Source organism: Citrobacter sp. CK195 (genome assembly GCF_030333365.1).
GTDB lineage: Bacteria > Pseudomonadota > Gammaproteobacteria > Enterobacterales > Enterobacteriaceae > Citrobacter_B > Citrobacter_B koseri.
The window spans coordinates 139,474-160,995 of record NZ_JAOWGB010000026.1 but is presented as its reverse complement, the minus strand read 5'-3'; the positions used below and the strand labels follow the sequence as shown (position 1 = coordinate 160,995).

Sequence of the window (21,522 nt, the reverse complement as noted above, 5' to 3'; positions counted from 1 at the left end):
CTGCCGGTTGCTAATTTTAAGGGATAATGGATGAAAGGATTTTACGCATTAATTATATCATCAATCATTATGCCTGCTCATGCGGGAATTGTGATCTACGGTACTCGTATTATCTACCCGGCAGAGAAAAAAGAAGTGCTGGTACAGTTAATGAACCAGGGGGGACGTTCTTCACTGGTGCAGTCGTGGATTGATGATGGCGACACGTCGCTACCGCCGGAGAAAATCCAGGTGCCGTTTCTGCTTACGCCACCGGTTGCAAAGGTAGCCAGTGATTCCGGCCAGCAGTTAAAGATTAAAGCTATGCCGAATATGTTACCCGGCAATAAAGAGAGTCTTTTTTTCCTGAATGTGCTGGATATTCCACCGAATAATCCAGAAAGCGCCGGAAAGAATGTGCTTAAGTTTGCTATGCAAAACCGTATTAAGCTGTTTTATCGACCAAAAGGTATTGCTCCCGTTAATAAAAGTACTTTTCAGAAACTGGCGATTAAACGGAGCGGTAAAACGTTTACGATCAGAAATGATGCCGCCAACTGGATCACCGTAAGTGAGGTGAAAGCCAGTAATATCAAAATAAATAATGAAAGCATCATGGTCGCTCCCTTATCCAGTCAGGACGTACCATTAAAAAATGTTAACGCCAGCCAATATAGTCTGACCATTATTGATGATTACGGTAATTATATCAGCGATCGTGTAAGCGTAAAATGACAGGAGTCGGTTATGTTAAGGATGACCCCGCTTGCTTCGGCGATATTACTGTTGCTGCCCGGAATGAATGCTTATGCGGCAGAAGAAACCTTTGACACCCATTTTATGATGGGGGGAATGAAAGGCGAGAAAGTGTCTGACTTCCGTCTGGATGATAGCCAACCGTTACCCGGGCAATATGACATCGATATTTATGTCAACCAGCAATGGCGGGGAAAATATGAGGTTATAGTTAAAGATAACCCAGATGATACCTGCCTGTCTCGTGAGATATTCACTCGCTTAGGCATTAATACAGAAGTATTGAATAATGCGGGGGAGTGCTTATTGTTGAAACAGGCGGTGCAAGGCGGGAGCTACGCGTGGGATATCGGTACGTTTCGTCTGAACCTCAGCGTGCCGCAGGCATACGTGGAAGAACTGGAGCAGGGATATGTGCCGCCAGAAAACTGGGATCGCGGGATTAATGCTTTTTATACGTCATATTATGCCAGCCAGTATTACAGTGATTATAAAGAGTCCGGCAACAGTAAAAGCACCTATGTCCGTTTTAACAGCGGGCTAAATTTGCTGGGGTGGCAATTGCATTCGGATGCCAGTTACAGCAAATCTGACGATAACCGTGGAGAGTGGAAAAGCAATACGCTCTTTCTTGAGCGGGGAATCCCGCAGATTCTGGGTACGCTGCGCGCCGGGGATATGTATACCTCATCAGATATTTTTGATTCTGTGCGTTTTAGCGGCGTACGTCTGTATCGGGATATGCAGATGTTACCGAACTCGAAGCAAAACTTTACGCCGCTGGTGCAGGGGATTGCACAAAGTAATGCGCTGGTCACTATTGAGCAGAACGGTTTTGTGGTCTATCAGAAAGAGGTGCCGCCAGGGCCATTTTCTATCGCTGATTTACAGCTTGCGGGAGGCGGTGCGGATCTTGATGTGAGCGTGAAAGAGGCCGACGGCTCAGTCACTACCTACCTTGTACCGTATGCCGCTGTCCCTAACATGCTGCAACCCGGCGTTTCGAAGTATGACTTTGCCGCCGGGCGAAGCCACATTGAGGGAGCGAGTCATCAAACGGATTTTGCGCAAATCAGCTATCAGTATGGCCTGAATAATTTGCTGACGCTTTATGGCGGCACAATGCTGGCGGATGATTACAATGCTTTTACGCTCGGGACAGGATGGAATACCCGTATTGGCGCAATTTCCGTGGATGCGACGAAGTCTCATAGCAAACAGGATAATGGCGATGTTTTTGACGGTCAGAGCTATCAGATTGCCTATAACAAATATTTGACGCAAACGGCGACCCGCTTTGGTCTGGCGGCATACCGCTATTCGTCACGCGAGTACCGTACTTTTAACGATCATGTCTGGGCCAATAATAAAAATAACTACCGTCGCGATGAGAATGATGTCTATGACATTACTGATTACTACCAGAATGATTTTGGGCGTAAAAACAGTTTTTCCGCCAACGTCAGCCAGACCTTGCCAGAAGGATGGGGATCGTTTTCCTTAAGTACGCTATGGCGTGATTATTGGGGACGCAGTGGTAACAGTAAAGATTATCAACTGAGCTATTCCAGCCAGTGGCAGCGCATCAGCTATACGTTTTCTGCCAGCCAGACATATGATGAAGATCATCATGAAGACAAGCGTTTTAATATCTTTATTTCGATTCCATTTGACTGGGGAGATGATATTACCTCGCCGCGTCGGTCTTTATATGTGTCTAACTCAACCACCTTTGATGATGATGGCTTTGCCTCCAACAATACCGGATTGTCTGGTACGACGGGCGCTCGCGATCAGTTTACTTATGGCGTGAACCTTAGCCATCAGCGACAGAACAGCGAGACCACCGCGGGGACAAACCTGACGTGGAATGCGCCTGTGGCGACATTAAACGGCAGTTACAGTCAGTCGTCTAAATATACGCAAAGTAGCGGCAGTATTTCGGGAGGCGTGGTGGCCTGGTCCGGTGGTGTGAACCTGGCGAATCGTCTTTCGGAGACGTTTGCGATAATGCAGGCGCCGGGATTAGAAGGCGCTTATGCGAATGGACAGAAATACCGCACCACTAACCGTAATGGCGTGGTGATCTATGACAGCCTGACGCCATACCGTGAAAACCACCTGATGCTGGATGTTTCACAAAGTAATAGTGAAACGGAATTACGTGGCAATCGGAAAATTACCGCGCCATACCGTGGGGCAGTGGTACTGACAACGTTTGACACCGACCAACGAAAGCCGTGGTTTATTCGGGCGCAACGTCCCGACGGCTCGCCGCTAATCTTTGGCTACGAGGTCGAGGATACGCACGGGCATAATATTGGCGTGGTCGGCCAGGGAAGTCAGCTCTTTATTCGCACCAATGAGATTCCGCCAGAAGTTAGTGTGGCGGTCGATAAACAACAGGGACTTTCATGTTCAATCACCTTCGATAAAGAGATTGATGAAAGTAAAGTTTATATTTGTCGGTGAGGTGAATGGAATGTGGCCGTATCTATTGCTATGTGTATTCCTTGTTTCTTTTTCTTCCTTTAGTGCGTGTCGGTTGAGCAATGGAGATAAAAGTGAACGGATTGTTCTTAATGTTGAATTTTCCCCTGAAAAAAACACGGCTCAGAGTAGTGTTTTGTTAAATTTCACACAAGATTTTAAATGTCGATTATCTTCAGATAGAATGAATTTTTATGATAATATTATGCACGAAACATATGCCGTTAATGGCATTCGATTTAAAGTAAAGTCTGATATTGGTACATCATTTCCAGTTTCTAATCTTAATCATGAACTTATTTCTGGCGCAAATAACGATGTCGTTGTAATAAATAAAGTTGTACCAATGGTATTTGATTATGTACTGGAAGGTCAAAATGTGCCAACAACTCAAGGGAATGATACGCTTACTGTTAAGGATGCTTTTGTAATAACAACGGCTAAATGTGAGTCTATTGGTTGCTGGTTGTTTGGCGATGCGGGTTCTTATATTGTAGATTTGAATATATCTATTAAACACAGGAAAACAACCTGTGAATTTTTATCTCCGCATTACTTCATAAAAATGGAAGATGTAACAACACAGGAGTTGCTGGCCGGGAATGGGAAAAGAAGTAAGAGTGAAGATATTAAACTACGATGCGATGGTATACATGGAATTGCAAGCAACCCTGTTACGGTAAAAATATCTGATGGTGATTGGGATGCCAATGGTCAGATATTGCTTAACACTATATCTACTGGAAGTAAAAATGTCGGGTTTAAATTATTTCGAGGTTCTGAGTCGGTAACGTTGCATAAGGGGAATGTTTTGCTCTCAGTCGCGAAATATTCTGGTCTGGAAACAGACTATGTATTTCCCGTATCAGCAGAATATGCCCTTACTGGCGGTGGAAAACCAACGACAGGTGAAATATCAAGTAAAGTTATTTTTAGAGTTGATTATCAGTAATAAAAAACAGAGGCATTCCCCCTCGTTTTCGAGGGGGGGGGGTTACCGATGATAAAAAATCTCGCCGTCGTAGGCTTTAATAATTTTGCCGTCGGTGTCGTTAATCAGTACATAAGCGCCGCCCATATAGGTCCAGTGGGTTCCTGCGTCGGGCGCTGGCAGATTGCGTTGCTTCCATTGCTTAATATTGTACTCGTCGGTGCGGTACAGCTCAGGAACGGTATCACCAGGTTTGAAATGGGTAAAGTCGGCAACAAAGCTGCTCAATTCGTACTGATCAATCCCCGTTGCGGCGGGTGCGGCCCAGACTGCGCTGGTTGCCAGCAGCAGTGCGCCCATTAAAAATTTATTCTTCATACCCATAAACTCTCCACGTATTCGGGTCATAAAAATCAGTCGTGTATCATTCTCACTGTGCAGCAAGTCTGACAAGAACTATTTTGTTATCACGCCAATAATTTCGTAAAAAGTGTAAACGAAAGCGCGCGCAAGCAACACATGCTGTAGGCAGTTCACATCACGAATGACGGTTTTGGGAACTATCTGACCTGAGCTGGAGCCAGCGATATCGGCATTTCGCTGATTTACATCCCCTGACGCACCCAGTATCCTGTTGGCGAGACAAGCATAATAAATGCTTCGGTTTCAACGACTCGGGGTGCCCCTTTTCACGAAGGGCTGAGACATACCCGTATTACCTGATCTGGATAATGCCAGCGTAGGGAAGTCTGACACTGCTCGTGTCCCTTCTTCACGCGGGCAGGAGCTGAACCATGCAGCCTGACCTGCACAGCCGCACGCTTGCGGCTCATACCTTACAACAATTTCGTATCCTTTCTCCGCTGACCCACTGTATGACGAACGACGTCGTACAGAACTTTACCGCCAATACATTACTGGCATCAGGCGCCTCACCAGCGATGGTGATTGAGCCCGAAGAGGCGCGCCAGTTTGCTGCTATCGCCAGTGCGTTACTGATTAACGTCGGCACGCTGACCCGGTCGCGCGCGGAGGCCATGCGCGCTGCGACAGAGCAGGCCCATATAGCGAAAACCCCCTGGACGCTTGATCCCGTGGCGGTTGGCGCGCTCGATTATCGCCGCCGTTTCTGTCTGGAACTGCTGTCTCTTAATCCCAGGGCAATACGCGGCAATGCCTCGGAGATCCTCGCCCTGGCTGGATTAGCGGCGGGCGGGCGTGGAGTGGATACCACCGATACGGCGGTATCGGCGTTACCGGCCGCTCAGACGCTGGCGCGTCAGACGGGAGCCGTCGTTGCGGTAACGGGAGAGGTGGATTACGTCACCGACGGGCAGCGTACCGTCAGCGTTACCGGCGGCGATGTGCTGATGACGCGCGTTGTCGGGACGGGATGCGCCTTATCTGCGGTTGTGGCGGCCAGTTGCGCGCTGTCGGGAAATACGCTGGACAATGTGGCGTCAGCCTGTAGCTGGATGAAACAGGCCGGGCAGTCTGCTGCCGAACGCAGTCAGGGGCCAGGGAGCTTTATTCCGGCTTTTCTTGATGCGCTGTATCACCTTAATGTGGAGGAGCAGGTATGAAACGGATTAACGCGTTAACCATTGCAGGCACTGACCCAAGCGGCGGCGCCGGGATTCAGGCCGATTTGAAGACCTTTTCGGCGCTGGGCGCGTATGGTTGCTCCGTCATTACGGCGCTGGTGGCGCAAAATACTCGCGGCGTGCAGTCGGTGTACCGCATTGAGCCCGATTTTGTCGCAGCGCAGCTGGATTCTGTCTTCAGCGATGTGCGTATCGACACCACCAAAATCGGTATGCTGGCGGAAACGGATATTGTTGAAGCTGTTGCAGAGCGTTTGCAGCGTCACCAGGTGCAAAACGTGGTGCTGGATACGGTGATGCTGGCGAAAAGCGGCGATCCGCTGCTTTCTCCGTCGGCGGTGGAGACGTTGCGCAGCCGGTTATTGCCGCAGGTGTCGATTATCACGCCGAATCTGCCGGAGGCCGCGGCATTGCTGGATGCGCCGCACGCCCGCACGGAACAGGAAATGCTGGAACAAGGGCGTGCGCTACTGGCGCTGGGCTGTGGCGCCGTGCTGATGAAAGGTGGTCATCTGGATGATGCGCAAAGCCCGGACTGGCTCTTTACCCGTGAAGGGGAGCAGCGTTTTACCGCCCCACGGGTGATGACCAAAAATACCCATGGCACCGGGTGTACGCTGTCGGCGGCGTTGGCGGCGCTGCGCCCGCGCCATAACAATTGGGCCGATACGGTACAGGAAGCAAAAACCTGGCTTTCGGCGGCGTTAGCCCAGGCGGATACGCTGGAGGTAGGCGAGGGGATTGGCCCGGTACATCATTTCCACGCGTGGTGGTAATGGTAGTATACTGATCCCAGACTTGTCGGCTTGGAAAAAGATAAATGGAACAAGCGCATACCCGGCTTATCGCGCAACTGAATGAACGAATTGCCGCGGTGGATAACACGCCGCTGTACAGGAAGTTTGCCGAGACGGTCAAAAATGCCGTTCGCAGCGGGATTCTTGAGCATGGCAACATTTTGCCCGGCGAGCGCGATCTCAGCCAGTTGACCGGCGTTTCGCGTATTACGGTGCGCAAGGCAATGCAGGCGCTGGAAGAAGAAGGCGTCGTGACCCGCGCCCGTGGCTATGGAACGCAGATTAATAACATCTTCGAATATTCCCTGAAAGAGGCGCGCGGCTTTTCGCAGCAGGTGGTATTGCGCGGTAAAAAGCCGGATACCCTGTGGGTCAACAAGCGGGTAGTGAAATGCCCGGATGAGGTGGCGCAGCAGCTGGCGATCGCCGCAGGCAGCGATGTGTTCTTGCTCAAACGTATTCGTTATGTGGATGAGGATGCGGTGTCCATTGAGGAGTCCTGGGTGCCTGCGCACCTGATTCATGATGCGGACGCCATCGGGATCTCGCTGTATGACTATTTCCGCAGCCAGCATATCTTCCCGCAACGTACACGCTCTCGCGTCAGCGCGCGCATGCCGGATGCGGAATTTCAGTCACATATTCAGATGGACAGCAAAGTGCCGGTGCTGGTGATCAAGCAGGTGGCGCTTGACCAGCAACAGCGGCCCATTGAATACAGCATCAGCTACTGTCGCAGCGATCTATACGTTTTTGTGTGCGAGGAGTAGCGCCTCGCGCGTTGGCGCGCAATCACCGCCGCGATGGCCTACCACCCAGGAGGCGACCGCGTTCCCCAGCAGCACCGCGTCTGCAAGCGCCCAGCCGGATGCCAGCCCGGCCAGCATGCCTCCCGCGTGGCTGTCTCCCGCGCCAATGGTATCGACGACCGTTGTGGCAAATGCGGGCACGCAGCCGGATGATTGCTGGCTGAAATACCATGCTCCGTCTTTATCGTGGCGGACAATAACCGGTGAGGCAAACGCCGCAAGCCAGGCGGCGCCAAACGCGTTAGGTTCATGACTAAAGCCAAACCGTTCGGCAGCAATGTCTGCCTCCTGACGGTTCAGCGATACCAGCGGATGGCAGGCCATAATCCGCGCCATTAGCGGGTCGGGAATGTCGCCGATTCGCGGCCCGAAGTCGATAAACGGCGTCACGCGCTCTAACCCTTCCAGCCAGCTCACCAGCAGTTCGCCGCATGGCGAGGCGAGTTGATAACCGGAAAAGTAGATCCAACTGTCGGGCGGAATTGTCAACTGCGCCAGCCAGTCGGCATTCCATTGGTTCTCAACGCCGCTGAACGACATAAACGTGCGTTCGCCATCCGGTTCTACCAGCGCCAGACACCAGCCGTTGTCTCCCTCTGCGTTGTCGATCAGGCTGTGTAACCCCTCTTTCGCCATGCGATGACGAATAATGTCTGACCATACGCCCTGACCGAGGGGCAGGGCATTACTGGCCTCAATCCCCAGACGCTTTAAAGCGACGGCGATATTGAGCGCGCAGCCGCCGACGTTGACGCCTTGCTGTTTAAGCTCAATATCGCAGCCACGCCAGGGCAGCGCGTAAGCATCGGCAATCACATCAATGACCGCAGCGCCCACGACCGTCACCGGCTGGCGGCGGGTTAAATCGGGCAGCAACGCCCGCAGGCGCGTTGTGTTCATACCGCCTCCCGCTGCTGGCGATAGCGCGCCAGCGCGGTGGCATAGCGCATGAAGTCCAGTTGGTTTACCGCGTCCAGCTCGTCTTTCAGCGCTGGCTCGATGGCCTCCACGCCGTGCAGCGCGCCACAAATCGCCGTTGCCATCGCCCCAATGGTGTCGGTGTCGCCGCCGAGATTGGCGCACAGAATGGCGCAGCGGTTAGGGTCGGTATTGGCCAGCTCGACCATTGCGATGGCGCAGGGCACCGATTCAATGGTGCTGGTGCCCGCGCCAACCACCTGGTAAAGCTGCTCGCTGGCGGATTCAATGCCGTTCGCGTCACGGACGATCTTCAATGCGATCTCCAGGCGAGCCGAGAGCGAGGCGCTAAAGGTCGTGATGCGTTTTTGCTGCGCATAGTGGGCGATAGCCGGTAGCGAATCGACAATATCAGACCAGCAATCACCCTCAATCGCGCGTGAGATAGCCCATGCCACAACGACCGCACCAGCAACAGCCAGATCTGACTTATGCGTCGGGCTGGAGGCCAGGGCCACATCATCAATAAAGGCATCCAGATCGCGTGGCGGAAGCAAGCACCCCAGTGGGGAAACGCGCATGGCCGCCCCGTTGGTCACGCCGTTGTTTTCCAGTTCAGCAACGGGCTTGCCGTCACGAATGGCGTTTAGCGCAATTTTCGACGTCGGGCCAAGAACGTTCTTATTAAAGGCGTCAAAGCGCAGCGCCCAGTCCAGAATGTTACGGCCAATCAGGTCCGGGTCGATCTGCCCGTCGCGCTCCAGCAACGCATCCGCCAGACACAGCGCCATCGACGTATCGTCAGTAAATTCAGCGCGGTTAAAATAGCAGGCCGCGTTATTTTCCGCAGGGCCGGGCAGAAAGCGATCAATCCAGCCAAAATGCGCTTTTACGCGCGTTCTGGGCCATAGCTCCGACGGCATTCCCATCGCATCCCCTAACGCCTGCCCATAAAGGGCACCGAGAATACGTTCAGCTTTCATTTAACTTCCCCTTGTGTCAGCGCAATATCGCGATCGTCCACTTTAATCGCAGTGATCTCTTTGTCGGATTCGCGAAAGAAAATCATAAACAACACGGCAATCACGGCGATCATCACCGCCCCGAATGTCCACATGCCCGCCCAGTTGAAGGTGAGGCCGTTTACCGGCTCTTTATAGGCAAACATTTTTTCCATCATCACGCCGCCGAGACGGTAGCCCAGCAGGCTGCCAAACCCCTGACAGCAGAGGGTGATCAACCCCTGAGCGGCAGTACGCATATGCACAGGCGCTTTTTTATCGACATAGATATAGGCCGTAACATAGTAGAAGTCGTAACTGACGCCGTGCAGCAAAATGCCAAGAAACAGCAGGGCATAGGTGAAATATTCTTCCGCGCCGCCGTAAACAAAAAAGCCGTAGCGGATTGCCGCAGTGATAAGACCAAGCAGTAAGACCTTTTTAATGCCAAAGCGCTTCGTGAAGAAGGGTAACGCCAGCATAAAGAAGATTTCGGAGAACTGGCCCAGCGTCATCCAGCCGGTGGCGTTTTTCATGCCGACTTCCGTCAGATAGCCATTCGCGAAGATGTAGTAGAACGCCAGCGGCATCGCAAACAGGAACGAGCAGAAGAAAAAGACCAGGAAGTTTTTATCGCGCAGCAGGATCAGCGCATCCAGCCCCAGCATAACTTTAATGTCCAGCTTGCCGGTGCTTTTTGGCGGCGTATCCGGCAGGAAGAACGCAAAGGCGCCCAGCAGGACGGAACTGCCTGCGGTGATCAACAGCGGAATATTGGTTGGCGAAATATCGTTATAGCCCAGCATTTGCGGTAAGAAGCCGCACGCCAGCCCGGATGCGATCCAGCCAATGGTGCCCATCACGCGAATGCGTGGGAAATCGCGCTCGACGTCCGGTACGTTGGCGAAGGCGATGCTGTTCGTCAGCGCAATAGTGGGCATATAGGTTAAGGAGTAGGCCAACAGCAGCGGGAAGAACCCGGCGAATGTTGTTTGCTGCGCGGCGAAATACATCAGGACTGCGCCTGCGAACATCAGCACCGCCAGCACTTTTTGTGCGGAGAAAAAGCGGTCAGTCAGTGAGCCGACGAGAATCGGCGAGAGAATGGCGGCAATCGCGGTACATGCGTAAGACCAGCCGATTTCTCCGGCGCTAAAACCGCTTTTGTTCAGCCAAAGCCAGAGGGGGACGAACCAGGCGCCCCAGATAAACCACTCCACGAACATCATGAACGACAGTTTCACTGTAGTTTTCATCGTTAAATCCTTCATGACAGGTAAGGTACGTGATGACAGTACCATTTAATAATACCTTTTAAATACCTTTGGAGCGTAAATTTGACTGCTGTAACACTTTTTCGTACCTGAAACGTGCCAGCAGATAGCGCTGAAAAATGCGCTACAGATGGAAAAAATGGCCGGTCGGTACCAGGCTTATTGCTGCCCGCAAAACGCGGGTCAGGACAATCCACATTCCGGTACTCAATCGGAACTTACGGGAGCATAGCTATGACTGATATTGCGCAGTTGCTTGGCAAAGACGCCGACAGCCTTTTACAGCATCGTTGTATGACCATTCCTTCTGACCAACTTTATTTACCCGGACATGACTACGTAGACCGCGTGATGGTTGATAACAACCGTCCGCCTGCCGTACTGCGTACCATGCAGACGCTGTATAATACCGGACGTCTGGCCGGAACGGGCTACCTCTCCATTCTGCCCGTCGATCAGGGCGTTGAACATTCTGCCGGGGCGTCGTTTGCCGCAAACCCGCTTTATTTTGATCCAAAGAATATCGTCGAACTGGCTATTGAAGCAGGCTGTAACTGCGTGGCCTCGACGTATGGGGTACTTGCATCGGTTTCACGCCGTTACGCGCACCGCATTCCGTTCCTCGTCAAACTGAATCACAACGAGACGTTGAGCTACCCAACGGAGTACGATCAAACGCTCTATGCCAGCGTTGAGCAGGCGTTCAATCTGGGCGCCGTGGCCGTTGGCGCGACCATTTACTTTGGTTCTGAGCAGTCGCGTCGTCAGATTGAAGAGATTTCCGCCGCTTTTGAACGTGCGCATGAGCTGGGGATGGTGACCGTCCTGTGGGCATACTTGCGTAACTCTGCATTTAAAAAAGACGGCGTGGATTACCACGTTTCCGCCGACCTGACCGGGCAGGCTAACCACCTGGCGGCGACGATTGGCGCAGATATCGTCAAACAAAAAATGGCGGAAAATAACGGTGGCTATAAGGCGGTGAATTTCGGTTACACCGACGATCGTGTTTACAGCAAGCTGACCAGCGATAACCCTATCGATCTGGTGCGTTACCAGTTAGCCAACTGCTATATGGGGCGCGCGGGGCTGATTAACTCCGGCGGCGCGGCGGGCGGTGAGACCGATCTCAGCGACGCTGTGCGTACTGCGGTTATCAACAAACGCGCGGGCGGCATGGGCCTGATTCTGGGGCGTAAAGCCTTCAAGAAAACAATGGCGGATGGCGTGAAACTGATTAACGCCGTGCAGGACGTCTACCTGGACAATAAAGTGACGATTGCCTGATGTCACGTATCCCTCCCCAGGTTTCCGGGGAGGGGTATTGGTTATCAGGACGGCGCAAAAATCACTCTCTGAGCATTTTCGCCATGTGTTGCAACTGCTTATAGGCCTCGTAACGACGATGATGCAATGGCTGATACGCTGTCTGTGGATAATAACAGGTATCCACATGCGTAAACTGCGTCATGGCCTCGGCAACCGAGGGGGAAATATTTCCGGCGACGGCGCCAAGGATTGCGGAACCTAATAAAACGGGCTCGCTGCACTGGGTGGTTAATACCGGAAGTCCGCAGGTATCGGCTAATAGTTGCCGCACCAGAGGGTGCTGACCCGCACCGCCGCTAATCACGATATTTTTATTCCGTACGCCGCAGGCATTCTGCGCATCAATAATTTGCCGTAAACCGTAACCGATACCGCACAGTCCCGCCACATACAACGCCAGTAAATTGTCCAGGTCGCGTTCCATACCCAATCCGCAAATAACGGCGCGTGCGTGCGGGTCGGCAAACGGCGCGCGGTTGCCTAAAAACTCCGGTACAACATGAATACCCGCCGCCAGCGTGATGGCGTCCGATGCCTGCGGCGCTTTTTCTGACACCCGATCGGCAAGATAAACCGGCAGCGGTAATCCTGCCTCCTGCGCCAGTTTCCGCGCGTCTTCGGCGGCGGGATGAAACGCCAATAGCTGATCGATAGCCGCGCCCGCGGCGCTTTGCCCTCCCTCAACAAGCCAGAGCCCTGGCACCATCGCGCTGTAATACGGCCCCCAGACGCCGGGAACGAAAACGGGATCGTTCGTTGAGGTCATGGTGCAGGATGAGGTGCCAAACACATATGCCATATTATTGAGGGCGCCGCCTTCAACGCCGACAGTCCCGATGCCGCCCGCATGGGCGTCAATCAGACCCACGGCGACCGGCGTGCCCGCAGGCAGGCCCATCTCCTGCGCCGCCTGCGCGGTTAAGCCGTCGCTACAGGGCGTACCCGGCGGCACGATGCGCTGCCCGATGCGGGCAAACTCGTCATCAGCCAGTTCTGCCAGCCCGATCGTGCGGAAATAGTCCGGGTCCCAGCGGTTTTCATGAGCAAGCCAGGTCCATTTGCAGGTGACTGTACAGATGGAGCGGGCAAGGTCGCCGGTGGCGCGCCAGGTCAGGAAGTCTGCAAGGTCGAAAAATTGCCATGCGTTTTCGTACACCTCGCGGCGATTTTCCTTCAGCCATAAAATCTTAGGCGTTTCCATTTCCGGTGAGATTTTCCCGCCGACATAGTTCAGCACCGGATGTTGGCTGGCGTTAATGCGTTCAGCCTGTTCAGTCGCGCGATGGTCCATCCAGACGATGATGTTTTGCGCCGCATCGCCTTCGGCGCTCACGGGGAGCGGCGCGCCGTTTTTATCCAGAACCACCAGCGAGCAGGTGGCGTCGAAACCGATCCCCGCCACGCTTTCCGGCGCCGCGCCGGACTGCCTGAGCGCTTCCCGGATGCAGTGACAAACGGCCTGCCAGATCTCCTGGCTGGACTGCTCCACGCGGCTGCCGCTCCGGTGAGTGGTGGTGATTTTTTGCGTGACATGAGAGAGCAACGTGCCGCTCAGGTCGAAGATGCCTGCGCGGACGCTGCCTGAACCAACATCCACGCCGATAACGGTTTTCTGTAAGCTGTTCATGGCGCTTTTCCTCACAGATCAACGCTGTTGGGGAGGATAACCAGATCGCGAACAGTGACGTTTTTCGAACGAGTGACCATAAACAGTACCGATTCTGCGACTTCGATCGGCTGCATCAGGCTGCCATTTGCCAGCGCTTCTTCCATTTTCGCCTGCGGCCAGTCGTCCAGCAGCGCGGTCACTACCGGCCCCGGCAGCACCGCTCCGACGCGTACGCCATGTTCGGACACCTGACGGCGGGTTGTATGGACAAAGGCCTGAACGGCAAATTTGGAGGCCGTGTAAATAGGTTCCCAGATGACCGGTACAACGCCAGCGATAGAACTGGTGAAAATGATATCGCCGGATTTTTGCGCAATCATATGCGGCAATACGGCGCGGACGCAGCGAAATGCGGCATTGATGTTGAGGTTCAGTACGCGATCCCAGACGTCAGGATCGCCCTCGGCGACCGGCCCGCCAATGTAAGCGCCTGCGTTAGCATGGAAAATATCCAGCCCACCGGCCAGCTCGATAATGCCTGCCAGCAGGTTGTCGACCTGCCCGGTATTGAACAAGTCGATTTGCAGCGCAAACGCGTTATCGCCCAGTTCCGCGACGATTTTCTTCAGCTTCTCGCCTTCGCGGTCGATCAGGACCACTTTTGCTCCTGCGGCAAGCAGGGTTTTCGCACACTCAAGGCCGATACCGGAGGCTGCGCCGGTAATGGCTGCAACCTTGCCGTTGAGGGAAGTATTCATGGAGGGGACAGAGTGATTCATTTTATAATCCTTTATGCATAGGTGATTTTTAAGGTGTATTTGCTTCTGCGCGAAGAACGGGGGCGTTCTGACTGGCGTGTGAAGCATATTGCTCAATCGATGAAGCTGATCTAGCACTTGTTTATTTCCTCAGCAAGAGACATTCAAAATGAAGAGGCGATTTTGTGACGCGCGTTGAGAAAACGAAGAAAACAACCATCTACGACCTGGCTGAGTTAACCGGGGTTTCCGCCAGCGCGGTGAGCGCAATTTTGAATGGCAACTGGAAGAAGCGACGCATTAGCGCAAAGCTGGCGGAGAAGGTGACCCGGATTGCTGAAGAGCAGGGATATGCGGTGAACCGACAGGCCAGCCTGCTTCGCAGTAAGAAATCGAATGTCATCGGGATGATTGTCCCGAAATACGACAACCGCTACTTTGGCTCCATTGCTGAAAAGTTTGAAGAGATGGCGCGTGCCAGGGGGCTGCTGCCCATCATTACCTGTACGCGGCGTCAACCGGATCTGGAGGTTGAAGCGGCGAGGGCGATGCTCTCCTGGCAGGTGGACTGGGTTATCGCCACCGGGGCGACGCACCCGGATAAGATCGCGCAGATGTGTCATCAGGCGGGTGTGCCCACGCTGAACCTCGATCTGCCCGGAACGCTGGCGCCGTCGATTATTTCGGATAACTATGCGGGGGCTAAAGCGCTGACGGAAAGCATTCTCGCCAGCAGCCAAAAGCGGTATGGCGTTTTGGCTCCGCTGACGTTTGTGGGGGGGCGAATCACCGACAATAACACCGCCGAACGTTTGCGCGGCTTCCTCGACGCGCATAAAGCGTGTGGATTGACGGTGCCGGAAATGCAGCAACTGGTTACGGGTTATTCTTCCGCAAGGGTGGAAGGGCTACTGAAATCGGTCTACCCGTCGCCTGATATTCCGCTGCCGGGGCTGTTTGTTAATTCGACAATTTCGCTCGAAGGGGTGGTGCGCTGGCTGGCGCAGAACGGGCAGACGGGAAGCCATCAGCCGCCAATGGGCTGTTTTGACTGGGACCCGTTTGTCTCTCTGCTGGGGCACGATATCGATATGGTGCGCCAGGATGTGCCAGCCATGCTGGACAAAGTGTTTGAGATTGTGGATTCCGGCGATACCACAATACGTCGTATTGAGATCCCGCCGGAATTGATCGCCAGCCAGAACATGGCGCGTTAGCGCGTCAGCAACCAGCGCGCGGTATGTTCATCGGTAACCAGACCGTTGATCCAGCCGCCTTTCAGTGCGGCGAGGATAGCAGGGCGCTTATCTTCACCGCAGGCCGCCGCAATACGCGGACACTGGCTCTGGCGTATATCGTAGCTGGTGATGTAGCGGTTGATGAGGCTATCCACTACGTTGCCGTCTGCGTCAATAAAGCGGCCAAGTATTTCCCCCACGCCGCCGCGCGCGGTCAATTCGTCCAGTTGCGCCTCATTGATAAAACCGTCTTTGAAGATAGGACTCTGTTTCCCCAGCGCGCCGATGCCGACAAAAATGACCTCCGACGCTTCGGCGACGGCAGAGACGTTGCGAAACAGACGGCTGGTGCACCACATCTCGTATTCATCACAGGATTGCGCATAGCGTGGCGCGGGCCACTGGTAATATTTGCCCTGAATTTTACGCGCCAGCAACAGCGGGACGTCGTCGTAATAGTTACATTGTCCGTGTTCGTTCATGGCGCTGATCAACGCCACGCAGCGCGTATTGCGACTGTCGAAATCAATACGTTTGATGGTTTTTTTCAGCGTCAACCCGGAACCAATGCCGACTACCGTCGGTTTGTCGCCCTGTAAGTAGCGGGCCATCAGTTGATAACAGCCAAAGGTTACGCTGTCGAGGGTGCTTTCGCTGCTGTAGGCGGGAACAATATTGCAGTTAATTAACTGATACTTTTCCTGCAAAAGCTGCGCGTAATCGAGGCAGTTCGCGACAGGATGGTGCAGACCAATCGAAACAATGCCTTCCTCCTTCGCCGCAGCGATAAGGCGTTGTACCACCGGTCTTGACGTCCCAAGCTGGCTGGCTATCTCACTTTGGTTTAAACCCGCAATGTAGTACATCCATGCGGCCCGGACTTTCTGATCCAGCCTGATGTCATCTTCTTTGCTCACGTTTCCCTACCTTAAGAGTGGCGTTGGGGCGTTAATTTCCCTCAACCGATAAGGTCATTCTGGCGGGTGCTCAGGATTGAGGCAAGCTCTTTGCTCTTTTGTGGTCATTTGTAATTTTATAGAGCAATTGCTCTTTTGTGATCTACGGCTCTTATTTAATACAAATGATCGACTAGAGTGCAGGCATAACCTCACTGGAGAGCAGAACAATGAACGATCAATACACATGGCTTCATATTGGCTTAGGTTCTTTTCACCGCGCCCATCAGGCGTGGTATCTGCATCGTCTGATCGCTTCCGGCGATACGCGCTGGCACATTGCCGCCGGCAATATTCGCAATGACGCCGAGCACGTTGTGCAGGCGCTGGCGGCGCAAAACGGTCGTTATGTGCTGGAAACGGTCAGCCCGGAGGGCGAACGTGAGTACGAAGAGATCACGTCGATTCAGAAACTGCTGCCGTGGCAGGCGGATTTGCAGCCGCTGATTGCCGAAGGCGCCAGAGCGCAGACCAAAGTGATTGCCTTTACCGTGACGGAAGGGGGCTACTACCTGAACACCAGCCACAAGCTGGAAGTGAATAACCCCGATCTGGCGAGCGATCTCAACGGCGGCTGTAAAACGATTTACGGTGTCATTACCCGCATTCTGGAAGCGCGTATGGCCAATAACGCAGGGCCGCTGACGCTGCTCAACTGCGACAACGTGCGTCACAACGGTGAACGGTTCCACGATGGTCTGGTTGAGTTTTTACAGCTGACCGGCAAACAGGCGGTGATTGACTGGCTTAGCGCCAATGCGACCTGCCCGAATACGATGGTGGACCGCATCACGCCGCGTCCGGCAGCCGATCTTCCGGCGCGTATCAAAGCGCAGACGGGCATTGATGATAAAGCGCCGGTAATGGGCGAAACCTTTATCCAGTGGGTGGTTGAAGATCGTTTCCGCGATGTGCGTCCTGCGCTGGAAAATGTCGGTGTGGAGCTGGTGACGTCTGTTATCCCGTATGAAGAGGCGAAAATCCGCATCCTCAACTCATCACATAGCTGCATTGCGTGGGCGGGTACGTTAATCGGCCAGCAGTATATTCATGAAAGCACCCTGACGGACTTTATCTACCAGATTGCCGACCGCTACGTGACGGAAGATGTGATCCCTTGCCTGGGAGATAACGGCATCGATCTCCCGACCTATCGTGATGTGGTGCTTAAGCGTTTTACCAACCCGCATATTCAGGATACCAACCAGCGCGTTGCCGCCGACGGATTCTCGAAAATCCCGGCGATGATTGCGCCGACGCTGCGCGAGTGCTATCAGCGCGGTGCGCGGCCGAACGCTACCGCTATGCTGCCCGCACTGTTTTACGTCTTTATGGAGCAGTGGCACAAGGGCACGCTGCCTTATGAATACCAGGACGGCATTCTGGATGCGCCAGCGGTACATGCCATGTTTGAATCCGCCGATCCGATCGCGGCGTATGCCAGTGATAAAGCGCTGTTTGGCGACCTGACGGAACGTGATGATTTCGCCGCGCTGCTGCGCGAGAAAATCGCCGCTGTTCACACGCTGATTAACTGAGAGGTGGCTATGTATCTGGGTATCGATCTCGGCACATCTGAAGTGAAGGCGCTGGTCATTGATGAAAATAATGACATTGTCGCCACCCATAGCGCGCCGCTGACGATTCAGCGGCCCCATCAACACTGGTCAGAGCAATCACCGGAAGCCTGGTGGGACGCAACGGAGTATCTGATGTCCACCCTGCGGGAGAAATGTGGTCATCACTGGCAGGCGATTAAGGCGATCGGTCTTTCCGGTCAGATGCATGGCGCGGTACTGCTTGATGCCGCCGGGAATACGATCCGCCCGGCGATTCTGTGGAATGACACCCGTAGCGCCCAGGAGTGTGCGGAACTGGAAGAAATTGCCCCAGAGCTGCATCAGGTTGCCGGTAATCTGGCGATGCCGGGGTTTACCGCGCCGAAATTGCTGTGGGTGCGTCGCCATGAACCGCAGAATTTTGCCCGCATCGAAACGGTGCTGCTGCCGAAGGATTATCTGCGTTTCAAAATGACGGGTAAAAAAGTCTCCGACATGTCCGATTCGGCAGGGACGCTGTGGCTTGATGTCGAGAAGCGCGACTGGTCGGATGCGCTGCTGGAGAAATGCGGGCTGACGCGGGCCAATATGCCAGAGCTGGTGGAAGGCTGCGATATTTCTGCCACGCTCGATCCCGTCGTCGCGCAACGCTGGGGGTTAAACCCTTCGGTGGTGGTCGCCGGGGGCGGCGGAGACAACGCGGTCAGCGCTATTGGCGTTGGCGCGGTATCGCCCGGCGATGCGTTTATTTCACTGGGGACGTCCGGCGTGCTGTTTGTGGTGACAGACGCGTACCGTCCCGCGCCGCAATCCGCAGTACATGCTTTTTGCCACGTCCTGCCGAATTTGTGGCACCAGATGAGCGTAATGCTCAGCGCCGCCAGCTGTCTGCAATGGTTCTGCCGCCTGGTAGGGACAACGGAAACGGAACTGCTGGAAGAAATCGCGCAGTTAAGCGATGCGGAAAAAGCCAGCGCGCCGATGTTCCTGCCGTACCTTTCCGGTGAACGCACGCCGCATAACGATCCTGACGCCCGGGGCATGTTCTGGGGGCTGACGCACTCCAGCCAGCGCGCGCTGATGGGGTATGCGGTGCTGGAAGGCGTCAGTTTCGGCATCGCTGACGGGCTCCGTGTTTTGCAGGAGAGCGGTACAAATATCGAACAATGTTCGCTGGTGGGCGGCGGCGCCCGAAGTCCGTTCTGGGCGCAACTGCTGGCAGATATTCTGGATATGCCCGTGGTGACGCACAAAGGCGGAGAAACCGGCGGCGCGCTGGGCGCGGCGCGACTGGCGTGCCTTGCGGCAGGTAAACCGTTGGCGTCCGTTTGCGAAAAACCGGAAGTCTACAAAACCTGGTATGGCGATCCGGTTCGCCACACGGCGCTGATGCAGCGTTATCAGCAGTTTAACGCACTGTACCGAAACGACCTGAACTATCGAAATCAATAATTTCTATAACAAAAGCCCTCCGGTGAATGTACCGGAGTGGCTCCCTGCACCCTAAAACGAGGTCAATATGTCGTTAACTAACAAACAATGGCTGGGATTACCCTTAAGTCTGGTCTGGGGGTATATCGCCATCGCCGTATTCATGACTGGTGATGGTTTCGAGCTGGCATTTTTGTCGCACTACATCAAAGCGCTGGGCTTTACCCCGGCGGAAGCCTCCTTCGCCTTTACGCTATATGGCCTGGCGGCGGCGCTGTCGGCCTGGGTATCCGGCGTAGTGGCGGAGATCATCACGCCGCAAAAAACCATGATGATCGGCTTTGTGCTGTGGTGCGTATTCCACGTATTGTTCCTCGTTTTTGGGCTGGGTCAGTCCAACTACGCCTTAATTCTGCTGTTTTACGGTATTCGCGGTCTGGCGTATCCGCTGTTCCTTTATGCGTTTATCGTCGCCATTGTGCATAACGTCCGTAGCGACAGCACCAGCGCCGCGCTGGGCTGGTTCTGGGCGGTCTACTCTATTGGGATCGGCGTTTTCGGCAGTTATATCCCGAGTTTTACCATTCCGCATATTGGCGAAATGGGCACCCTGTGGCTGGCGCTGGCGTTCTGTCTGACCGGCGGTGTTATCGCGCTGGTTTCGCTGCGTAAAATTGAAACGCCGCGCCATATGCAAAACCTCACCACCCGTGAAAAGTTCAGCGAACTGGGGCGTGCGGTCACGCTGCTTTACACCAACCGTAGCATTATGTTGTCCAGCATCGTGCGTATTATCAATACGTTATCGCTGTTCGGTTTTGCGGTGGTCATGCCGATGATGTTTGTGGATGAACTGGGCTTCACCACCTCTGAATGGCTACAGGTATGGGCGGCGTTCTTCTTCACAACCATCTTCTCCAACGTCTTTTGGGGCGTACTGGCAGAGAAAATGGGCTGGATGAAGGTTGTACGCTGGTTTGGCTGCATCGGGATGGCGCTCTCCAGCCTCGCGTTTTATTACATTCCGCAGCACTTTGGCCATAACTTCGCGATGGCGCTGGTTCCGGCAATCGCGCTGGGGATCTTCGTTGCCGCGTTTGTGCCGATGGCCGCCGTCTTTCCTGCGCTTGAGCCAAAACACAAAGGAGCCGCGATTTCGGTCTACAACCTGTCGGCTGGGCTTTCCAACTTCCTCGCCCCGGCGATCGCCGTGGTGTTGTTACCGCACTTCAGCACCATTGGCGTCGTGATTGCGTATACGTTGCTCTATATTGTGGCGTTTATTCTGTGTCCGTTTATTCGTGTTGAACAACCCGGATTCACGCGTCAGGAGGCATGTGAAGGCGAAACGGTCGGTATTTCTTAATGATGTCGGGCCCGGCTGCGCTGCCGGGCCTTTTTAAGGCGGCAAATGATGAAGAGTAAAGCGGTAATTTTCGACATGGATGGCGTCATCATTGACTCCGAAGGGCTGTGGCGTCAGGCGCAAAAAGACGCGCTGGCAGGCTGGGGAGTGACGGTTAATGACGAGGAGTGTGAAACGTTAACCAAAGGGAAGCGACTGGATGAGATTGCCCGTGTCTGGTGCGAATACTGCCCGTTGCAGACAGACCCTGGGGTGCTGGAGTCGGCCATTCGCAAACGCATTACCGGACTTATTGCAACGGAAGGCGAAGCGATGGATGGCGTCTACGCGGTATTGCATCATTTTCGCCACAGGGGGTATCGGATTGCGCTGGCTACGTCATCATCCCATCAGGTTATTGAGGCTGTTCTCTCTAAACTTAATCTCCGGGGGCATTTTGACGTCATTTGCAGCGCTGACGATGAACGCTACGGCAAACCGCACCCGGCGGTGTATCTCTCCGCGCTGAAAAAGCTGGGTCTGCCCGCCGCAGAGTGTCTGGTGATTGAAGACAGCCTGAGCGGTTTTCGCGCCGCGCAGGCCGCCGGAATTGATACCATCGTGGTGTCTGACGGCTGCCAGCATCCCTGCTTTAGTGAGGCCATCGGGCGCTACACGTCAATGCCGCAACTCCTGGAGACGCTGGCCCCGCCGGTTCGGGCCGCAGGGTAAATGACC

19 protein-coding genes and 1 riboswitch are annotated in these 21,522 nt (G+C 54.1%); of the genes, 12 read left to right on the top strand and 7 right to left on the bottom strand.

Annotation, left to right across the window (positions count from 1 at the left end; all coding sequences use genetic code 11):
- Positions 1-30 precede the first annotated feature (30 nt).
- The 3 genes from OGX93_RS18315 to OGX93_RS18305 are packed head-to-tail and all read left to right on the top strand — an operon-like array spanning position 31 to position 4,177.
- Positions 31-714, top strand: a complete 684-nt coding sequence (locus OGX93_RS18315; protein ID WP_286449175.1) for a fimbria/pilus periplasmic chaperone — start codon at positions 31-33, stop codon at positions 712-714.
- Positions 715-726: 12 nt separating this feature from the next.
- The gene (locus tag OGX93_RS18310) at positions 727-3,207 is read left to right on the top strand and encodes a fimbrial biogenesis outer membrane usher protein (protein WP_286449174.1); all 2,481 of its coding nucleotides are present in this window, start codon (positions 727-729) and stop codon (positions 3,205-3,207) included.
- On the top strand, positions 3,179-4,177 hold the full coding sequence (locus OGX93_RS18305; RefSeq protein WP_286449173.1) for a fimbrial protein: 999 nt from the start codon (positions 3,179-3,181) through the stop codon (positions 4,175-4,177). Before OGX93_RS18310 ends, OGX93_RS18305 begins: the two co-directional genes overlap by 29 nt.
- A gap of 42 nt (positions 4,178-4,219) precedes the next feature.
- Here the strand turns inward: OGX93_RS18305 and rcnB are convergent, their stop codons facing one another.
- Positions 4,220-4,540, bottom strand: a complete 321-nt coding sequence (gene rcnB / locus OGX93_RS18300) for a Ni(II)/Co(II) efflux transporter accessory subunit RcnB (RefSeq protein WP_024130186.1) — start codon at positions 4,538-4,540, stop codon at positions 4,220-4,222.
- A gap of 281 nt (positions 4,541-4,821) precedes the next feature.
- Positions 4,822-4,919: riboswitch (TPP riboswitch) on the top strand.
- 31 nt (positions 4,920-4,950) lie between these two features.
- On the opposite strand from rcnB, the gene thiM reads away from it, so the two are divergent.
- From thiM to OGX93_RS18285, 3 genes are read left to right on the top strand one after another with little or no spacing between them, the layout of a single operon-like run.
- Positions 4,951-5,739, top strand: coding sequence for a hydroxyethylthiazole kinase (gene thiM, locus OGX93_RS18295; RefSeq protein ID WP_200075633.1), 789 nt, complete (start codon positions 4,951-4,953; stop codon positions 5,737-5,739).
- A complete protein-coding gene (gene thiD / locus OGX93_RS18290; RefSeq protein ID WP_200075634.1) occupies positions 5,736-6,536 on the top strand; it encodes a bifunctional hydroxymethylpyrimidine kinase/phosphomethylpyrimidine kinase in 801 nt (266 codons plus the stop codon). The genes thiM and thiD overlap by 4 nt, the downstream gene beginning before the upstream one ends.
- 44 nt (positions 6,537-6,580) lie before the next feature.
- Complete coding sequence (locus tag OGX93_RS18285; protein WP_012131660.1) at positions 6,581-7,327, top strand: GntR family transcriptional regulator; 747 nt, start codon at positions 6,581-6,583, stop codon at positions 7,325-7,327.
- On the opposite strand, the gene OGX93_RS18280 is transcribed toward OGX93_RS18285, so the two are convergent.
- From OGX93_RS18280 to OGX93_RS18270, 3 genes are read right to left on the bottom strand one after another with little or no spacing between them, the layout of a single operon-like run.
- Positions 7,301-8,266, bottom strand: coding sequence for a PfkB family carbohydrate kinase (locus OGX93_RS18280; protein WP_071258943.1), 966 nt, complete (start codon positions 8,264-8,266; stop codon positions 7,301-7,303). The two genes, OGX93_RS18285 and OGX93_RS18280, sit on opposite strands and share 27 nt — an antisense overlap.
- On the bottom strand, positions 8,263-9,267 hold the full coding sequence (locus OGX93_RS18275) for an ADP-ribosylglycohydrolase family protein (protein WP_047462557.1): 1,005 nt from the start codon (positions 9,265-9,267) through the stop codon (positions 8,263-8,265). The genes OGX93_RS18280 and OGX93_RS18275 overlap by 4 nt, the downstream gene beginning before the upstream one ends.
- The gene (locus OGX93_RS18270) at positions 9,264-10,541 is read right to left on the bottom strand and encodes a nucleoside permease (RefSeq protein WP_047462559.1); all 1,278 of its coding nucleotides are present in this window, start codon (positions 10,539-10,541) and stop codon (positions 9,264-9,266) included. The genes OGX93_RS18275 and OGX93_RS18270 overlap by 4 nt, the downstream gene beginning before the upstream one ends.
- A 252-nt stretch (positions 10,542-10,793) precedes the next feature.
- Between OGX93_RS18270 and fbaB the strand changes: the two genes are divergently transcribed.
- Positions 10,794-11,846 (top strand): class I fructose-bisphosphate aldolase, encoded by a 1,053-nt coding sequence (fbaB, locus tag OGX93_RS18265; RefSeq protein ID WP_286449172.1) that lies wholly within the window; start codon positions 10,794-10,796, stop codon positions 11,844-11,846.
- A 61-nt stretch (positions 11,847-11,907) separates the two neighbouring features.
- On the opposite strand, the gene OGX93_RS18260 is transcribed toward fbaB, so the two are convergent.
- Both OGX93_RS18260 and OGX93_RS18255 read right to left on the bottom strand, forming a co-directional pair.
- Positions 11,908-13,515, bottom strand: coding sequence for an FGGY family pentulose kinase (locus tag OGX93_RS18260; RefSeq protein WP_286449171.1), 1,608 nt, complete (start codon positions 13,513-13,515; stop codon positions 11,908-11,910).
- A gap of 11 nt (positions 13,516-13,526) precedes the next feature.
- Complete coding sequence (locus OGX93_RS18255) at positions 13,527-14,276, bottom strand: SDR family oxidoreductase (RefSeq protein ID WP_024130189.1); 750 nt, start codon at positions 14,274-14,276, stop codon at positions 13,527-13,529.
- A 164-nt stretch (positions 14,277-14,440) separates the two neighbouring features.
- On the opposite strand from OGX93_RS18255, the gene OGX93_RS18250 reads away from it, so the two are divergent.
- On the top strand, positions 14,441-15,472 hold the full coding sequence (locus OGX93_RS18250; protein ID WP_286449169.1) for a LacI family DNA-binding transcriptional regulator: 1,032 nt from the start codon (positions 14,441-14,443) through the stop codon (positions 15,470-15,472).
- Here OGX93_RS18250 and OGX93_RS18245 read toward each other — a convergent pair.
- Positions 15,469-16,410 carry a sugar-binding transcriptional regulator gene (locus OGX93_RS18245; protein WP_012131669.1) on the bottom strand — a complete coding sequence of 314 codons (942 nt, stop codon included), beginning with the start codon at positions 16,408-16,410 and terminating at the stop codon, positions 15,469-15,471. The two genes, OGX93_RS18250 and OGX93_RS18245, sit on opposite strands and share 4 nt — an antisense overlap.
- A gap of 209 nt (positions 16,411-16,619) precedes the next feature.
- Here OGX93_RS18245 and dalD point away from each other — a divergent pair, with 209 nt between their 5' ends.
- From dalD to OGX93_RS18225, 4 genes are all read left to right on the top strand, one after another.
- Positions 16,620-17,987 carry a D-arabinitol 4-dehydrogenase gene (dalD, locus tag OGX93_RS18240; protein ID WP_047462567.1) on the top strand — a complete coding sequence of 456 codons (1,368 nt, stop codon included), beginning with the start codon at positions 16,620-16,622 and terminating at the stop codon, positions 17,985-17,987.
- 9 nt (positions 17,988-17,996) lie between these two features.
- Entirely contained in the window at positions 17,997-19,460 is a 1,464-nt protein-coding gene (gene xylB / locus OGX93_RS18235) for a xylulokinase (RefSeq protein WP_101744014.1), read from the top strand.
- Between the two features lie 67 nt (positions 19,461-19,527).
- Positions 19,528-20,805, top strand: a complete 1,278-nt coding sequence (locus OGX93_RS18230; protein WP_012131672.1) for an RbtT/DalT/CsbX family MFS transporter — start codon at positions 19,528-19,530, stop codon at positions 20,803-20,805.
- 48 nt (positions 20,806-20,853) lie between these two features.
- Complete coding sequence (locus tag OGX93_RS18225; protein WP_048902422.1) at positions 20,854-21,516, top strand: HAD family hydrolase; 663 nt, start codon at positions 20,854-20,856, stop codon at positions 21,514-21,516.
- Positions 21,517-21,522: the final 6 nt, after the last annotated feature.

Bases quoted from the DNA above. Each gene is read 5' to 3' on its own strand.
- OGX93_RS18315 (WP_286449175.1), top strand. From the start codon at position 31: ATGAAAGGATTTTACGCATTAATTATATCATCAATCATTATGCCTGCT.
- OGX93_RS18310 (WP_286449174.1), top strand. From the start codon at position 727: ATGTTAAGGATGACCCCGCTTGCTTCGGCGATATTACTGTTGCTGCCC.
- OGX93_RS18305 (WP_286449173.1), top strand. From the start codon at position 3,179: ATGAAAGTAAAGTTTATATTTGTCGGTGAGGTGAATGGAATGTGGCCG.
- rcnB (WP_024130186.1), bottom strand. From the start codon at position 4,540: ATGGGTATGAAGAATAAATTTTTAATGGGCGCACTGCTGCTGGCAACC.
- thiM (WP_200075633.1), top strand. From the start codon at position 4,951: ATGCAGCCTGACCTGCACAGCCGCACGCTTGCGGCTCATACCTTACAA.
- thiD (WP_200075634.1), top strand. From the start codon at position 5,736: ATGAAACGGATTAACGCGTTAACCATTGCAGGCACTGACCCAAGCGGC.
- OGX93_RS18285 (WP_012131660.1), top strand. From the start codon at position 6,581: ATGGAACAAGCGCATACCCGGCTTATCGCGCAACTGAATGAACGAATT.
- OGX93_RS18280 (WP_071258943.1), bottom strand. From the start codon at position 8,266: ATGAACACAACGCGCCTGCGGGCGTTGCTGCCCGATTTAACCCGCCGC.
- OGX93_RS18275 (WP_047462557.1), bottom strand. From the start codon at position 9,267: ATGAAAGCTGAACGTATTCTCGGTGCCCTTTATGGGCAGGCGTTAGGG.
- OGX93_RS18270 (WP_047462559.1), bottom strand. From the start codon at position 10,541: ATGAAAACTACAGTGAAACTGTCGTTCATGATGTTCGTGGAGTGGTTT.
- fbaB (WP_286449172.1), top strand. From the start codon at position 10,794: ATGACTGATATTGCGCAGTTGCTTGGCAAAGACGCCGACAGCCTTTTA.
- OGX93_RS18260 (WP_286449171.1), bottom strand. From the start codon at position 13,515: ATGAACAGCTTACAGAAAACCGTTATCGGCGTGGATGTTGGTTCAGGC.
- OGX93_RS18255 (WP_024130189.1), bottom strand. From the start codon at position 14,276: ATGAATCACTCTGTCCCCTCCATGAATACTTCCCTCAACGGCAAGGTT.
- dalD (WP_047462567.1), top strand. From the start codon at position 16,620: ATGAACGATCAATACACATGGCTTCATATTGGCTTAGGTTCTTTTCAC.
- xylB (WP_101744014.1), top strand. From the start codon at position 17,997: ATGTATCTGGGTATCGATCTCGGCACATCTGAAGTGAAGGCGCTGGTC.
- OGX93_RS18230 (WP_012131672.1), top strand. From the start codon at position 19,528: ATGTCGTTAACTAACAAACAATGGCTGGGATTACCCTTAAGTCTGGTC.
- OGX93_RS18225 (WP_048902422.1), top strand. From the start codon at position 20,854: ATGAAGAGTAAAGCGGTAATTTTCGACATGGATGGCGTCATCATTGAC.